This is a genomic window from Actinotalea ferrariae (assembly GCF_019733465.1).
GTDB lineage: Bacteria > Actinomycetota > Actinomycetes > Actinomycetales > Cellulomonadaceae > Actinotalea > Actinotalea ferrariae_A.
Genome location: NZ_JACVQL010000099.1, coordinates 16,473 through 31,855 on the forward strand (window position 1 = coordinate 16,473; position 15,383 = coordinate 31,855).

Annotated in this window: 13 protein-coding genes; 3 read left to right on the forward strand and 10 right to left on the reverse strand. The window is 72.3% G+C overall.

Annotated elements, in window-relative coordinates:
• Positions 1–2: 2 nt before the first annotated feature.
• The 8 genes from ICW40_RS08765 to ICW40_RS08800 all read right to left on the reverse strand — a co-directional run bounded on the left by ICW40_RS08765 (position 3) and on the right by ICW40_RS08800 (position 11,277).
• On the reverse strand, positions 3–2,297 hold the full coding sequence (locus ICW40_RS08765; protein WP_308121713.1) for an exo-beta-d-1,3/1,6-glucosidase: 2,295 nt from the start codon (positions 2,295–2,297) through the stop codon (positions 3–5).
• Positions 2,294–3,208: an ABC transporter permease gene (locus tag ICW40_RS08770; protein WP_260458979.1), complete on the reverse strand. Its 915-nt coding sequence runs from the start codon at positions 3,206–3,208 to the stop codon at positions 2,294–2,296. The genes ICW40_RS08765 and ICW40_RS08770 overlap by 4 nt, the downstream gene beginning before the upstream one ends.
• 105 nt (positions 3,209–3,313) lie before the next feature.
• A complete protein-coding gene (locus ICW40_RS08775; RefSeq protein WP_221653449.1) occupies positions 3,314–4,387 on the reverse strand; it encodes an ABC transporter permease in 1,074 nt (357 codons plus the stop codon).
• On the reverse strand, positions 4,384–5,193 hold the full coding sequence (locus ICW40_RS08780) for an ABC transporter ATP-binding protein (RefSeq protein WP_221653450.1): 810 nt from the start codon (positions 5,191–5,193) through the stop codon (positions 4,384–4,386). Before ICW40_RS08780 ends, ICW40_RS08775 begins: the two co-directional genes overlap by 4 nt.
• Complete coding sequence (locus tag ICW40_RS08785; RefSeq protein ID WP_221653451.1) at positions 5,190–6,014, reverse strand: ABC transporter ATP-binding protein; 825 nt, start codon at positions 6,012–6,014, stop codon at positions 5,190–5,192. The genes ICW40_RS08780 and ICW40_RS08785 overlap by 4 nt, the downstream gene beginning before the upstream one ends.
• A 79-nt stretch (positions 6,015–6,093) precedes the next feature.
• On the reverse strand, positions 6,094–7,761 hold the full coding sequence (locus ICW40_RS08790) for an ABC transporter substrate-binding protein (protein ID WP_221653452.1): 1,668 nt from the start codon (positions 7,759–7,761) through the stop codon (positions 6,094–6,096).
• 341 nt (positions 7,762–8,102) lie between these two features.
• Positions 8,103–10,313, reverse strand: coding sequence for a hypothetical protein (locus ICW40_RS08795; RefSeq protein WP_221653453.1), 2,211 nt, complete (start codon positions 10,311–10,313; stop codon positions 8,103–8,105).
• 94 nt (positions 10,314–10,407) lie between these two features.
• A complete protein-coding gene (locus tag ICW40_RS08800; protein WP_221653454.1) occupies positions 10,408–11,277 on the reverse strand; it encodes a hypothetical protein in 870 nt (289 codons plus the stop codon).
• 77 nt (positions 11,278–11,354) lie between these two features.
• Here ICW40_RS08800 and ICW40_RS08805 point away from each other — a divergent pair, with 77 nt between their 5' ends.
• The gene (locus ICW40_RS08805; RefSeq protein ID WP_221653455.1) at positions 11,355–11,639 is read left to right on the forward strand and encodes a DUF2087 domain-containing protein; all 285 of its coding nucleotides are present in this window, start codon (positions 11,355–11,357) and stop codon (positions 11,637–11,639) included.
• Positions 11,640–11,709: 70 nt separating this feature from the next.
• On the opposite strand, the gene ICW40_RS08810 is transcribed toward ICW40_RS08805, so the two are convergent.
• On the reverse strand, positions 11,710–12,180 hold the full coding sequence (locus ICW40_RS08810) for an aromatic ring-opening dioxygenase LigA (protein WP_221653456.1): 471 nt from the start codon (positions 12,178–12,180) through the stop codon (positions 11,710–11,712).
• Between the two features lie 209 nt (positions 12,181–12,389).
• Between ICW40_RS08810 and ICW40_RS08815 the strand changes: the two genes are divergently transcribed.
• Both ICW40_RS08815 and ICW40_RS08820 read left to right on the forward strand, forming a co-directional pair.
• Positions 12,390–13,649 (forward strand): MFS transporter, encoded by a 1,260-nt coding sequence (locus ICW40_RS08815; protein ID WP_221653457.1) that lies wholly within the window; start codon positions 12,390–12,392, stop codon positions 13,647–13,649.
• Positions 13,650–13,683: 34 nt separating this feature from the next.
• A complete protein-coding gene (locus ICW40_RS08820) occupies positions 13,684–14,793 on the forward strand; it encodes an AAA family ATPase (RefSeq protein WP_221653458.1) in 1,110 nt (369 codons plus the stop codon).
• Positions 14,794–14,815: 22 nt separating this feature from the next.
• Here the strand turns inward: ICW40_RS08820 and ICW40_RS08825 are convergent.
• Positions 14,816–15,383: FAD-binding domain-containing protein (locus ICW40_RS08825; protein WP_221653459.1), on the reverse strand; the 568-nt coding region annotated here is incomplete at its 5' end.

Consider the following 15,383-nt stretch of genomic DNA (forward strand, 5'->3'; position numbering starts at 1 on the left):
CCCTACGGCCGTGCCTCGAAGCGCGCGGCCAGAAGGGCCTCCGGTTGCGACGACGGGCCGACGAGCACCTCGAACACCCCGGGTTCGACGACCCGATTCCCCGCCGCGTCCACGACGGAGCACGCCTCGACGGGGAGCGTGAGCTCGACCGTCTCGGCCGAGCCGGGCGGCACCACGACCCGCCGGTACGCCTTGAGCTCCCGGTCCGCCCAGCTCACGGACGAGACGACGTCGCGCACGTAGAGCTGCACCACCTCGTGCGCCGGGCGCTCGCCGACGTTGCGCACGGTGACCCGTGCGCGCACGGTCTCGTGGATCGAGTACGCGTCGGCGTCCAGCCGCAGGTCCTCGTAGACCACCTCGGTGTAGCTCAGGCCGTGACCGAAGGGGAACGCCGGCGTCTGCGTCAGGTCGGCGTACCGGTTGCCGTGCTGACCGCGGATCTGGTTGTAGTACGTCGGCTGCTGACCCACGTGCCGGGCGAACGAGATCGGCAGGCGGCCCGCCGGCTCGACGATGCCGAGGAGCAGCTCGCCCAGCGCCTGTCCACCCTGCATGCCGGGGTTCGCTGCCCAGACCAGGGCGGCCGCGCGGTCGACGGACGGTGGCAGGACCAGGGGCTTCGACGCCAGCAGCACCACGACGGTGGGCGTGCCCGTGGCCACGACGGCGTCGAGCAGAGCGATCTGCCCGCCGATGAGCTCCAACGTCGCGGTCGAGCGCGCCTCACCGATGAGCTCGATCCGGTCGCCGACGACGACGACGGCGACGTCCGACGCGGCGGCGGCCTCGACCGCGGCGGCGAGCTGGTCCTCGTCCACCGGCGCGGGGACGACGACCGGCCACCGCGGCTGGCCGTCGGGGAACCGGTCGCCCTCGGGGTCGGGCTCGAGCGTGAGGATCTCGGCACCCCTGGCGTGGTCGACCGACCAGTCCGCCGGGACCGTCGCGCGCAGCCCGTCGAGCACGGTGCGGATCATCGCGCGGGGGTGGCCGTCCGGCATCCAGTCGACCTGGCCCGAGCTGCCCGCCCAGTCGCCGAGCTGCGCCTGGGCGTCGTCGGCGAGCGGCCCCAGGACCGCCACGCGCCGAGGTGTGCCGTCACCGACCGCACGGCCGGTCGGCGCCGTCGCCCCGTCGGTGAGGGGCAGCAGGCCGTCGTTGCGCAGCAGCACGAGCGACCGACGGGCGACCTCGAGGTTCAGTGCGGCGTGCTCGGGCGCACCGACGACGACGGCGATGCGGTCGGCGTCGGGCGCGCGCGGGTCCTCGAACAGACCCAGCTCGAACTTCAGCCTGAGGATGCGTGCGACGGCGCGGTCCAGGTCCGACTCGGTCAGCAGGCCGCGGTCCACGGCCTCCAGGGCACCCTCGAAGAACCGGGGGGTGACCATGATGACGTCGTTCCCGGCCTTCACGGCGGCGGCGGCGGCATGTGCGTAGTCGGGCTGGACGTTCTGCTCCCAGACCATGCGGCCGACGTTGTCCCAGTCGGTGACGAGGGTGCCGTCGTACCCCCACTCGCCGCGCAGCACCTCGGAGAGCAGCCACTCGTTCACCGTGATCGGCACGCCGTCGGTGGTCTGGTAGCCGAGCATGAAGGTGCGGCACCCCTCCCTGGCGACGCGCTCGAACGGGGGCAGGAACCACGAGCGCAGCTTGCGGCGCGACAGGTCCGCCTCGCTCGCGTCCCGGCCGCCCTGCGTCTCGGAGTACCCGGCGAAGTGCTTCGCGGAGGCGAGCACCGCGGTCCGGTCGTCGAGCCCGCGGCCCTGGTAGCCCCGGACCATCGCGGAGCCGAGCTCGCCGATGAGGAACGGGTCCTCGCCGAAGGTCTCGTCGATACGCCCCCACCGCAGGTCACGGGCGATGCAGAGCACCGGGGAGAACGTCCAGTGGATGCCGGTCGCGGTGGCCTCGACGGCCGTCACCCGCGCCACCCGCTCCACCAGTCCGTCGTCCCAGGTGGCAGCCATGCCGAGCTGGGTCGGGAAGACGGTCGCGCCCTCGAAGAACGAGTGGCCGTGGATGCAGTCCTCCGCGACGAGCAGGGGGATGCGCAGCGGCGTGCCGGCGACGAGCTCGTGCGCGCGGGCGAGGCGCCGCGGGGACGCGTGCAGGACGGAGCCGACGTGGCGGTCCAGCACCTGCTCCTCGAGGTCCTCGCGTGCGTCGAGCTGCATCATCTGACCGACCTTCTGCTCCACGCTCATGCGTGAGATCAGGTCGCCGATGCGCTCGGCGATCGACCGCGCGGGGTCGAGGTAGGGGGCGGTGTCGAGGTCGGTGGCGGTCACGCGTTCTCCTGGTGCGACGTCGTCGTCCGGACGACGGTCACGGGGTCGTTGACGTCGAGTCCCTGCTTCTTCATCGCGCGGGCGCGCTCGCCGGCGGACCGCAGGCGTGGGTTGACGTACTCGTCGATGCCGAAGTTGATGAGCGACAGCGCGACGCCGATGGCCGCGATGCACAGGCCCGGTGGCATGAACCACCACCACTGGTTCTGGCGGAACGCCCCCTGCGCGCTGGCCCAGTTGAGGATCGTCCCCCAGTTGTAGGTGTTCACCGGGATCACGCCGATGTAGGACAGCGTCGTGAGGCCGATGATCGCGGCGGTGACCGTGCCGACGAAGCTCGCCGCGATGAGCGCCATGAGGTTCGGCAGCATCTCGTTGCCGATGATGCGGCGCAGCGGCTCGCCGTTCGCGCGGGCGGCCTGGACGAAGTCGCGGTTGCGCAGCGACATCGTCTGGGCGCGCAGCACCCGCGCTCCCCACGCCCAGCCCGTCAGCCCGAGCACCGCGGCGATCACCACGAGCGGCGGGTCGTCGAACATCGAGGCCACGATGATGATGAGCGGCAGCCCGGGGATGACAAGGAAGACGTTCGTGAGGGCCGACAGGCTCTCGCTGCGCCAGCCGCGCACGTAGCCCGCGACGACCCCGACGACGATCGCGATGACCGTCGCCAGTATCGCGGCGAGGAAGCCGACGACGATGATCCCGCGCGTGCCGTAGATGACCTGGCTGAGCACGTCCTCGCCGAGGTGGGTCGTGCCGAGCCAGTGCTCCGCCGACGGCGGCTGGAAGCGCGCGGTGTTGTCCACCTTGGTGGGCGAGTAGGGCGCGAGGACGTCGGCGAGGATCGCGACGAGGACGAAGAACCCGAGGATCGTCAGCCCGGTGATCGACTTGCGGTTGCGGAACATCGCGAAGGCCGAGCCGAGGCGGCCACGGAGGGACGTCTCGCGACCCGAGGTGCGCTCCGAGCGCACCTCCGGGGCCTGCTCCGGGCGGAGGTCGGTGGTCATGGTTCAGCCCTCCGTCTGGCGGGTGCGCGGGTCGAGGAACGCGTAGGCGACGTCGGCCAGAATGTTGGCGACGAGCACCGACAGCGTGATCACGAGGAACACCCCCTGCATCAGGGCGTAGTCCTTCGCGTTGGTCGCGTCCAGGAGGAGCTTCCCCACGCCGGGGTAACTGAAGACCATCTCCATGACGATCGTGCCGCCCACGATGAACCCGATCGACAGCGCGAAGCTCTGGATCTGCGGGAGCACCGCGTTGCGTGCGGCGTAGCGCCACAGGACCCGCGAGGTCGGCATGCCCTTGGCCTGCGCGACCGTGACGTAGTCCTCGTCGAGGACCGTGAGCATCATGTTCCGCATGCCCAGCATCCAGCCGCCGAGCGAGGCGAGGACGATCGTCGCCGCCGGCAGCGCTCCGTGGTGGATCACCTGGCCGATGAACTCGCCCGACCACTCCGGCGTCATCCCGACGCCGTAGGCCTTGCCGATGGGGAACCAGCCGAGGTTCACCGAGAACAGGGCGATCGCCAGGAGCCCCAGCCAGAAGTAGGGGATCGTGCCGAGGAACGTGGTGAGCGGGATGAGCCCGTCGAGCCGGCTGCCGCGGCGCCAGCCGACGATCGCGCCGCCGATCGTGCCGATCGCGAACGACACGATGGTGGCGAAGCCGACGAGGCCGACCGTCCACGGGAGCGCCTGGCCGATCACCTCGGTGACCGGGCGCAGGCCGTGGAGCAGCGAGACGCCGAGGTCTCCCCGCAGCAGCAGACCCCAGTACTCGACGTACTGCTGCAGCAGCGACTTGTCGGTGTCGAGGCCGAGCAGCGACCGCAGCGCGTCCGCCGCCTCGGGGCTGACGTTGCGGTTGCGGGACAGGTACTGGTCGACCGCGTCGCCCTTCATCATCCGAGGGAGGAAGAAGTTGATCGTGATCGCGGCCCACAGGGTGAACAGGTAGAACGTGGCGCGTCCGGCGAGGAACCGCCACGGGACGCGCGAGTGGCCCTTGACGACCGTGGTCGCCGTGGTGCCGACCTCGATGGCGTCCTCCACGGGGGGCCGGGGCTGGACCGCGGTCACAGGGCACCTCCGTCCGAGCCGGACAACGAGGCGAAGTGCGCCTCGGGATCCGGGGACGCCGCTCGAAGAGCACGGGTGTAGGGGTCCTGCGGACGCAGGATGACGTCGTCCGCAGGGCCGCTCTCGACGACGCGCCCCTGGTTGAGCACGAGGATCTCGTCGCTGAAGTGCCGGGCGGTCGCCAGGTCGTGGGTGATGTAGAGCACGCCGAGGCCCTCCTCGCGGCCCAGGTCGGCGAGCAGGTTCAGCACGCCGAGGCGGATGGAGACGTCGAGCATGGAGACCGGCTCGTCGGCCACGAGGAGGCTGGGCCGGGAGGCCAGCGCCCGCGCGATGGCGACGCGCTGACGCTGGCCGCCCGACAGCTCGTGGGGACGGCGGTCGACCACCGCGTCGGGCTGGAGGCGCACCCGCTCCAGCAGCCGCCGGACCTCGTCGTCCATCTCGGCCTTGGGCACCACGCCGTGGAGGCGCAGCGGTCGCTCGAGGTGGTAGCGGATGGAGTGGTACGGGTTGAGCGACGCGAAGGGGTCCTGGAAGACCATGCGCAGCTTCTGGCGGTAGGCCCGCAGCCCGGCACCCCGGCGCGGGATCGGCTCCCCGTCGAGGCGCACCTCCCCGCTCGTCGGCGTCTCGAGCTGCGTGAGGATCTTCGCGATCGTCGACTTGCCGCTCCCGGACTGGCCGACGAGCCCGATCGTCCGACCCGACGTCAGGCTGAAGCTCACGTCGTCGAGCGCCTTGATCTGGCCTGCGCCGCGCACCGAGTAGATCTTGGTGACGCGGTCGAACTCCAGGACGGTCATCGCGCGACCACTCCTCTCTCTCCGGTGAGGCGGGGGAAGGACGACAGCAGGGTCCTCGTGTACTCGTCCCGCGGGTTCGTCCAGATCTGCTCGGCGGTGTCGAGCTCGACGATCTCGCCCTCGCGCATGATCGCGATGCGGTCGCTGATCTCCAGCAGCAGCGGCAGGTCGTGCGTGATGAAGACGACCGTGAAGCCGAACTCGCGGCGCAGCTGGGAGATCTGCCGCAGGATCTCGCGCTGCACCAGGACGTCGAGCGCGGTCGTGGGCTCGTCCATCACCATGAGCTGGGGGCGCAGAGCGAGCGCCATGGCGATCATCACGCGCTGACGCATGCCGCCCGAGAGCTCGTGCGGGAACGAGCGCCGGCGCTGCGGGCCCACCTTGACGATCTCGAGCAGCTCGGCGACCGCCTCCCGGCGCTGCGCGCGCGACATCCCCGGGCGGTGGACCTCGAAGACGTCCTCCAGCTGGGACCCGATGGTGGCCACCGGGTTGAGGGCGTTCATCGCGCCCTGGAAGACCATCGAGATCTTGTCCCAGCGGAACCGGCGCATCTGCTCGGCGTCGAGGCGGTCGACCTCGATGTCCTCACCCGAGCTGTCGTGGAACACCACAGACCCGCTCGTGATGACGGCGGGCGCCTTGAGCAGCCGCTGCAGGCCGTACGCGAGCGTGGTCTTGCCGCAGCCGCTCTCGCCGGCGAGCCCGAGGATCTCGCCGCGGCGCAGGTCGAGGGTGACGTTCTTCACCGCCTCGACGGGAGGGTCGACGTCGTACACGACGGAGAAGTCGCGGACGGTCAGCAACGCATCGCGCATCTTTGCGGGCTCGCTTTCGTGGGGGTCGTCGGCGACGACGGGGCGGGTGCACGCGGCACCCGCCCCGTCGTGGACTGGACTACTCGGCCGGCTCCAGGTTCACCAGGACCTGGACGATCCCCGGCTGCGTCGGGTCGGCGGAGGCGTACTGGTCCTCCTCCGTCGGCCACCCGACGTAGTTGCGGGTGTTGTACTCACCCAGCAGCGGGTGGGCGCCGAGCGGGATGGCGGGCACGTGCTCGGCGAACGCCGTCTGCAGCACGGCCGAGGCCTCCTCGCGCTCCTCGTCGGACGAGGCGGTGGCGTAGGTGTTGAGCGCCTCCGTGACAGCGGGGTCCTCGAAGCGGCCGAAGTTGAACTGCGCCCGGCCGTCGACGATCCACTTCGGGTCCATCGTGGAGGTGTACATGCCGTACGCGTTCCCGGTGTCCTCCAGCCAGTGGATGATCGCCTGGAAGGTGCCCTCCTGACGGGCCGCGTCCCAGCCGCCCCAGTCCGGCTGGTCGACGACGACCTCGATGCCCAGCGCCTCGTTGAGCTCCTCGGCGATCAGCGCCTGCTCGGTGTTCCAGTCGCTCCACCCGGCGGGCACGGAGATCGAGAACGAGACCCGCTCGCCGTCGGGGTCGACCAGGGCGTCACCCTCCCAGGTGTAGCCGGCGTCGGTGAGGATCTGCCGGGCCTTGTCGACGTCGACCGAGTACTCCTGGCCCTGGAACTCGGGGATGACCTCGTCCTCCAGCACGCTGCCGAGGCCCGTGACGTTCCAGACGGGCTCGCTCGCCCCCTCGCGGGCGATGTCGACGTAGGCCTGACGGTCGATGGTCCAGGCGAGCGCCTCGCGCAGCGCCACGTCGTTGAACGGCTTGGTCTGCAGGTTCATGAACAGCGTGGCCGCGCCCGCGGTGGGGGAGGCCAGGAAGTGGTTGTCCTCGTCCGCGGACAGGTAGCTGTCCTCGATCTGCGGGATGAACGCCTGCGCCCAGTCGGCCTCGCCCGAGACGAGCGCGGTGGTGAGAGCGGCGTTGTCGCCGTAGGAGATGTAGTGCAGCTCGGGAACCGCCAGCTCGCCGCCCCAGTAGTCGGGGTTCGCGGTGAGGGTGACGGACTCGGTCGACCAGGAGCTGAGCACGTACGGGCCCGTGCCGACGGCCAGGCCGTCCTCGGTCAGCGGGTCGGTGTTCGGGTCGGCGATGTTCTCCCAGATGTGCTTGGGCACGATCGGCGTGTGCAGCACCCGCGACTGCGCGGTGTACTTCGAGTCGGCGAACTTCAGGGTGATGGCGTCCCCGTCGACCGTCGCGCCCTCGTAGTTCAGGCCCGAGGTGTCGGTGAGGGTGCCGTTGAGGTACTGGTCGAAGGTGAAGACGATGTCGTCACCGGTGAACTCGGTGCCGTCGCTCCACGTGACGCCGCTGCGCGGGACGACGGTGAGCTCGGTGTAGTCGTCGTTCCACTCCACCGACTCGGCGAGCCACGGGGTGGTGCCGAGGTCTCCCGTGGGGTTCACGAGCGCGAGCGGCTCGAAGATCACCTTGGCGTAGCCGTACTTCGACGCGGACGAGTCGCCGAGGTACGGGTTGTGCGACTCGGTGGTGATCGCGCCGTCCGGCTTGGCGATGGTCAGGGCGACGCCCGCTTCGGCAGTGGGGTCGCCGCCCGTGGTGCCGCCTTGGCCCGTTGAGCAGGCGGTGAGCACGAGCGCCGTCGCGACGCTCAGGGTGACGAGGGAGGACCGTAGCCTCATTGCTTCTCCTTCGATTGCGGGACGCGGTGCGGCCGCGAACCCCGGGGGCGCTCTCGACGATGAGGGTGCGGCAGGCAACTTACCGACCAGTTAGTAAGTTGTATAGACACCAGATCGTGTCGTGATCATCACGAGACCCGACCGTGACCTCGGCCCCCGCGCGCCACGTCCTCCGAGCCCGGCGAGGGACGTGAGGGCCGCCGGCGACACCGCCGTCGACGTCGTCGTGGAAGGCCGAGATCCGACGTCGCACCGGGCGCGCCGACGTGCCCCCGCGGTGTGCGTCCGCGGGGGCACGTCGCCCTCCTGGTCACACGCGGCCGGTCACGGCCACGGCGTCATCACTCGATGCAGAACCCGACGTCGACGGCGACGCTGCGCCCCGTCCAGGAGGAGTTCACGACCGCGCGGTCCGAGACGCCGAGCCGCAGGACGTAGCCGCACGGCGTGAGCGCGCTCGTGTCGAGCTGCCAGGTCGAGCCGACCGGCGCCTCGGAGGTGCTGAGCGGGACCGACGTCGTCAGCGCCCCGACCGGGAGCGCCGTCGGCAGCAGGCTGAAGGACCAGCTCCCGAACCACGTGTCCCGGGCGTCGAACGTGCCCTCGATGACCATGCCCTGCGTGAACTTGCCGCAGCCCTGCTGCGCGATCTGGGCCGGGTCGAACTCGAGGTGCGCCGCGTTGGCCGGGTCGACCGACGCCGCGTTGAGGGTGTTGTCCAGCTGGATGCGCTGGCTGTCCACCGCTCCCGGACCGCCGACCTCGAGGGTGATCTCCCACAGGTCGTCGCCGCTCGTGTCGACGTAGCCGAGCGTGCCGAGGGTGTTGGCGCTCCACACCGGCCACGTCGTCCAGCCGCCCGCACCCGGCGTGACCCACGAGCCGAAGCCGCCGCTGTCCACGACGAAGAACGGCGTGGTGACCGGCGACGGCATCCCAGCAGTGGTGACGTCCCGGACCATGAGCCGGTACGTGCTCGCGGCCAGGGCCGGGTCCGTCGGCCCGTGCACCGTGACGCGCCCGGCGAAGGGGCAGCCGCGCGGGTCGAGCACGGCGCCGGTGTACGCGAGGTGCGCGACCGGCAGCGTGACGCCCGTCCCGGCGTGGATCTCCTGCGTGGCGACGCCACCGACGATCGTCATGCGCGCGACGCCGTCGTACGTGCGGCCCGGCGGGACGTGCACGTGGGTGTCGAGCCGGTTGCCCCAGTGGGGCACCGCGTCGGGGTCCGTCGTCGACGGCGGGGACCCCCACGAGAGCACGGCGCGCACGCGGTGCACCCCGGGCTCCGTGCACAGCCGGCGGTACCGGTCGAGCTCGATCGGCAGCAGCGCGGCGTAGGACAGGCCCGACGCCGGCATCGTGATGTAGTCGTGCGCCGCCACCTCGACCGTGCCCAGGTAGGTGTAGCGGCAGTCGTCGCCGAGGTCGGCCCAGAAGGCGACGTACTCCGTCGAGCCCGCGCTGCACGGCGGCCCCGAGAAGCCGGTCGGCCGCTTGACGCGATAGGTCGCGACGAGCTGAGCCGCGGAGGGGTCGAGCCCGACGCACTCGAGCTCCTCGTACGTCGTGTTCCCCTTGCCCTCCCCGAGCTGCCCCAGGAGGTCGCCCCAGTCGATGTCGAGCTCCTTGTAGGTGAACGACGCCTGCGCGAGGGCCGACGGCGACATCGCGCCCGACGTCGCGAGGGCGGCCTCGGTCGCGGCGAAGCGGTGCGGGGGCACCGGGTCGAGCGCGAGCTCGGCGACCGTGCGGTCCGTGGCCCGCTCGGCGAGGACCTTGAGCTTCTCGGGGGCGTAGGCGCGCGCGAGCACGCGCGCCGAGCGGGGCGTCGCGACGGACACCCGCGGGGGCAGCGGCTGCGGGTTCAGCGCCACCGGGCCGACGGGGTCGGGCTCGGGGACGGGGATCGGCAGCCCCTCGGCCTCGACCAGGTCGTCGAGCACCGAGGGGTCGATCTCGAGCTTCGGCGCGAGGACGTCGAGGAGGTCGTGCGGGAAGAAGAACCGGCGCGGCCGGATCTGGATGGTGTCCTCCTGCACCTCGCCCCAGACGGGCACGAAGCCCGGGTCGCCGGGCGTCGGCTCCTGCTCCCAGGAGAGGATCGCCCGCACGCGGGGCAGCAGGGGTGTCAGGCAGAACCGGCGCAGCGGCGTCAGCACGACGCCGACCGCGTGCACGACCGGGTGGTCGGGCTCACCGGTGCAGTCGCGGCCCGCGGGCAGGTCGGACGCGCGCACGGCAGCCGCGCCGGCGTCGACCCAGCCGGCGCCGAAGTCCACGAAGAACCGCACCCACTCCGTCGAGCCGTCGGTACAGGGGCCGCCGCTGTAGCCCGCGGACCGCTTGATGACGACGGTCGCCTCGAGACGGTCGCGCTCGGGGCTGTACGAGACGCAGCCGATCTCCTCGTAGAACGTGTCGCCCTGCTTCTGCTCCTCGACGGGCAGGGTGTCCGCACCGCTCGCGGCGCCGAGGGTCCCGAAGTGGTTGGGGTTCGCTGCGACCAGCCGGCGGAACTGCGACCGCGACGGCTCGATGTCTGCACGCATGGCATCTCCTCGGTGCTCGGTGCGGGCACGTGCCCGCACCGATGAGGAGGTGCCGAGGGCCTGGTCTGTGACGCCCTCGGCCGTTCGGCGCGCGTCAGTCGCGGGCCGGGTCGGACGTCGTGCGGTGGACGGGCTGCGACATGCGCAGCGCGAGCTTGCCGAGGTCGGCGTCCGTCGCGACACGGGCGACGTCGTCGTCGATCACGCCGCGGCGCAGGAGGTCGTCGATCGCCGCGTGCAGGTCGGCGCGGATGGCCTCGCGGCGGTGAGCCGGCAGCTTCTCGACGGCCAGCCGCACGGGACGCAGCGGCTCGACAGCGGTGCTGCGCCCCCGTTCCGCGGGCGTCGTCTCGCCGTCCCGACGCGCTGCGGCGCTGCGCCTCGTGACGGCGTACAGCACCCACGCCATGATGCCGAGCACCGCGGTCGCGAGGACGGGGAGGATCCACAGCTCCCAGTCGGGCACCGCGTCCCGGCTCCCCTGGCCCGAGATCAGCACGGCGGAGATCGCGCCGGTGATCGCCGCGACCTGGCTCTGCAGGAGAAGGAACGGGTCGCGCGGGCGGCCGCCGCGCACCCAGCCCCAGACGTAGAGGACCAGGACGAGAAGACCGAGCACGAAGAGCGCGCCGGCGTCGGGGATCGTGTCGTGCGGGTCGAACTCGTCGCTGATCGACGAGCGCCCGCCGGAGAGCAGACGCGTCATGCCCCACACGGGGGCGAACATCACCACCAGGAGGATCAGGGCGAAGGCGACCGACCGCACCATCCACCACGCGCGTGCCCCGGGCGACTGGGCGGCGCGACGTCGACGCTCCCCCTTCCGGTCCAGGACGCGCAGGACCTTCGGCTCGTCGGCGAAGGCGGCGACCTCGAGCGCACGCCACGGCACCGTGTCGCCGGCGCCGAGGGCGGCCGCCCGGTCGCGGGCCGTCGTGCGGGGGTCCGGGGAGCGGAGGGGCATGGCACGCACCCTAGAGGCGAGTCCGGCCGGCTCCGCCGCACCGGGCGGGACGCGGCCGCGCTTCCTACGCTGGTCCGGTGGACGCACGGACCGACTCCCCGGAGCGCTTTCTCGTCAAGGGCCGGCTCGAGGGGCTCCCGCGTCGCCGGGCCGACCGCGACCTCGTCGTGCGGTGGATCGCCACGCGCGTGCTCGAGCTGGACGAGCCGACGCCCGAGCGACAGCTGACCGACCGCCTGGCCGAGATCGCGCGCGACCCGGTGGGCCTGCGCCGCGAGCTCGTCGAGTCCGGGCTCGTGACCCGCACACGCGACGGCGCGGAGTACTGGCGGACGCGCGTCACGGAGTTCGACGACCTCTGAGCCCGGCGGCGTCCGGACCAGACGCACGAAGACCCCGCACCGTGCGGTGCGGGGTCCGTGCGTGCGGTGGTCAGGCGTTCTGCAGCGAGGCCGCGTCCTTGGCGCCCGTGATGACCGTGCCGACCGGGGCGACGAGGCGCAGGGCCCAGCCGACGAGGAGGAACAGGAGACCCATGCCGGCCGCGAAGGCCGCGACGCCGAAGGCGATCACCGAGGTGAAGAGCGAGCTGCGGAGGAACGACGCGTTCATCATCGTCGCCCGGACCGGGTCCTCCTTGTCGAGCTCGGCGTAGGTCTTGCCGCCCGAGGCGTCCAGCGCGTGGTGGTTGATGATGTCGGCCTGGAAGTACGCGTCCAGCGGGCCGTCGACGCGCTCGCCGCCGAACATCGCGGCGTCCTCGGCGACGGTGATGTTCTCGTCGATGAGCTGGCCGCGGACCATGAACCAGGTCGCGGCGCCGGCGACGATCAGCGCCACCCCGGCGATGATCGCGACGAGTCCGACGAGACGGACGGGCTTGGTGCTGACGGTGGTGGACATCGTGTTCGACCTCTCCAGGATTCGAGGCCCCGGTGTTCGCGTCCGGTGGTCCTCGGGGGCGACTGCCGCCCTCTGGTCACTACTCTGGCCGACCCGCAAGGCCGTCTCTCGGGTCGAAGGTCCGGGGGTCGAAGGTCCCGGCCACAGCGCCGTCGTCCCGCCGAAAAGGGGGCCGGCGCAGCACCGCCCGCGAGTACGCTCGACCTCTTGTGAGCCGCCTCGTCGAGACCGTCGCGCCCTCGCGCCTCGGCCCCGGGTTCCGGTGGCTCCTGGCGTCGTCGTGGCTGAGCAACCTCGGCGACGGCATCGCGATCGCGGCCGGCCCGCTGCTGGTCGCGTCGCTGACCCACGATCCTCTCCTCGTCGCGGCTGCGGCAACCCTCCAGTGGCTGCCGCCCCTGCTCTTCGGCCTGTGGGCCGGCGCGCTCTCGGACCGGCTCGACCGCCGCCGCATCGTCGTCGTCGTCGACCTGGTGCGGGCCGGGGTCCTCGTGCTGCTCACGCTCGCACTGCTGACCGACGTCGTCTCCATCGCGCTCGTCCTCGGCGCGCTGTTCCTCCTCGGCACGGCGGAGGTCTTCGCCGACAACAGCTCGCAGACGCTGCTGCCGATGCTCGTCGCGCGCGACGACCTCGCCGTCGGCAACGCCCGGCTCCAGACGGGCTTCATCACGGTCAACCAGCTCGCCGGTCCGCCGATCGGGGCGGCGCTGTTCGCGGCCGGCGCGGTGTGGCCGTTCGGCGCGCAGGCCGTGCTCGTCGCGCTGGGCGCGGTGCTCATCTCGCGCATCGCGCTGCCCCCGCACCGACGCGAGGCAGCGACGACGCACCTCCGGCACGACATCGCCGAGGGGTTCCGCTGGGTCCGCGGCCACGCCGCCGTGCGCACGCTGGTGCTGACGATCTTCACGTTCAACATCACCTTCGGCGCGGCCTGGTCGGTGCTCGTGCTCTACGCGACGCAGCGGCTGGGCCTCGCAGAGGTCGGCTTCGGGCTCCTGACCACCGTGATGGCGGTCGGCGGCCTGATCGGCACCGCGTGCTACGGGTGGATCACGCGGCACGTCAGCCTGGGCGACCTCATGCGGATCGGCCTGATCATCGAGACGCTGACCCACCTCGCGCTCGCGCTCACGACGAGCGCGGCGGTCGCCATGCCGATCTTCCTCGTCTTCGGCGCGCACGCGTTCATCTGGGGTACGACGTCGATCACGGTCCGTCAGCGCGCGGTGCCCACCGCGCTCCAGGGCCGGGTGGGCAGCGTCAACCTCGTCGGCGTCTTCGGCGGGCTCGTCATCGGCTCGGGGATCGGCGGGCTGCTCGCGCAGCGATGGGGCGTCACGGCGCCGTTCTGGTTCGCGTTCGTCGGCTCGGCGGTGTTCGTCGTGCTCATCTGGCGCGCGCTGCGGCACATCGCGCACGCGGACGCGCAGCCGCTCGACGACGACGCCCGGGTGCCGGAGGCCTGACCCGCGTGTCCGGGCCTGCGGCTAGCGTGCCGCCATGATCCGGACCGTCGCGATCGAGAACTACCGGTCGCTGCAGCGCGTGGTGACCGGGCTCGACCGGCTCACGGTCGTGACGGGCGCCAACGGCAGCGGCAAGACGAGCTTCTACCGCGCGCTGCGCCTCCTGGCCGACCTCGCGCGCGAGGGGGCCATCTCGACGCTCGCCCAGGAGGGCGGCATGCGGTCCGCCCTGCACGCCGGCCAGCGGGACGGTGGCCGCATCTCGATGCGCCTCGGGTTCGCGAGCGACGAGCTGTCCTACGCCATCGACCTCGGGCTCCCGCAGCCGGGCGTCAACCCGTTCGCCCTCGACCCCGAGATCAAGGTCGAGGCCGTGTGGACGGGTCCCCTGCTGCGGCCCGGGACGCTCGTCGCCGACCGCCTCGGACCCCGTGTCCGCACGCGCAACGACGACGGCGCCTGGCGCACCGCCGACTGGCGGCTGGGGGCCCACGAGTCGCTCATGTCCGCGCTCGCGGACCCGTCGGAGACGCCCGAGCTCTACGCGGTGCGCCAGCAGGCCACGGGGTGGCGCTTCTACGACCACTTCCGGACCGACGACGACGCGGGCGCCCGCCGTCCGGGCATCGCGACCTACACCCCGGTCCTCGCCCCGGGCGGTGAGGACCTCGCCGCGGCGCTGCTGACGATCCAGCGCGTCGGCGTCGCCCCCGTGCTCGAGGCGACGGTCGCCGACGCGTTCGACGGCGCGCGGCTCGAGCTCGTCGAGGAGCACGACGGCGTCTGCCGGCTCGCGCTCCACCAGCCGGGCCTGCTCCGGCCGCTCGGCGCGCGCGAGCTCTCCGACGGCACGCTGCGCTACCTGCTGCTCGCGGCGGCGCTGCTCTCGCCGCGGCCGCCGGGTCTCCTCGTGCTCAACGAGCCGGAGGCCAGCCTGCACCCGAGCCTCATGCCCGCGCTCGCGGCGCTCGTCGTCGACGCCGCGCAGCGGTCGCAGGTGGTCCTCGTGACCCACTCGGGCGAGCTGGTGCGGTGCCTGCGCGGCGAGGCGCGCCTGCTCGAGCTCGAGCGGTCGGGCGGCGCCACGACGGTCGCCGGCCAGCTCGCGCTCGAGGGCCCGGCCTGGTCCTGGCCGAAGCGCTGAGGCCGGGCCGCCCGGGCCGCCCTCAGGCCCGGGCCGACTCGTAGCGGCGCAGCGCCTCGAGCCGCTCGGCCGCGTGGTCGACGACGCGCTCGGGGTAGCCGCCGTCGTACCCGCCGGGAGCCGACCACGGCTCGTGGACCGCCGCGCCGGCGACGTGCGCCAGCTCGGGGACGTACCGGCGCACGTAGTCGCCGTCGGGGTCGAAGCGCCGGCCCTGGCTGACCGGGTTGAAGACGCGGAAGTACGGCGCGGCGTCGGTGCCCGTGCCCGCGACCCACTGCCAGCCCTGGCTGTTGGAGGCCATGTCGCCGTCGCGCAGGTGGTCGAGGAAGACGCGCGCCCCGTGGCCCCACCACACGTGCAGGTCCTTGACCAGGAAGCTCGCCGTGACCATGCGGACCCGGTTGTGCATCCAGCCCTCGGCGTGCAGCTGGCGCATGCCGGCGTCGACGAGCGGGAAGCCCGTCCGGCCCTCGCACCACGCGGCGAACAGGCGCTGCGCCGCGGCCTCGTCGCCGCCGTCGGCGGCGTACGGGCGCGTCGACCCGGCGCCCGCTCCGGCACCTGCCTCGGCACCGCGGGCCGGGCCG

Coding starts and splice junctions, on each gene's coding strand:
- ICW40_RS08770 (WP_260458979.1), bottom strand. CDS start 3,208: ATGTTCCGCAACCGCAAGTCGATCACCGGGCTGACGATCCTCGGGTTC.
- ICW40_RS08780 (WP_221653450.1), bottom strand. CDS start 5,193: ATGACCGTCCTGGAGTTCGACCGCGTCACCAAGATCTACTCGGTGCGC.
- ICW40_RS08785 (WP_221653451.1), bottom strand. CDS start 6,014: ATGCGCGATGCGTTGCTGACCGTCCGCGACTTCTCCGTCGTGTACGAC.
- ICW40_RS08790 (WP_221653452.1), bottom strand. CDS start 7,761: ATGAGGCTACGGTCCTCCCTCGTCACCCTGAGCGTCGCGACGGCGCTC.
- ICW40_RS08795 (WP_221653453.1), bottom strand. CDS start 10,313: ATGCGTGCAGACATCGAGCCGTCGCGGTCGCAGTTCCGCCGGCTGGTC.
- ICW40_RS08800 (WP_221653454.1), bottom strand. CDS start 11,277: ATGCCCCTCCGCTCCCCGGACCCCCGCACGACGGCCCGCGACCGGGCG.
- ICW40_RS08810 (WP_221653456.1), bottom strand. CDS start 12,180: ATGTCCACCACCGTCAGCACCAAGCCCGTCCGTCTCGTCGGACTCGTC.
- ICW40_RS08820 (WP_221653458.1), top strand. CDS start 13,684: ATGATCCGGACCGTCGCGATCGAGAACTACCGGTCGCTGCAGCGCGTG.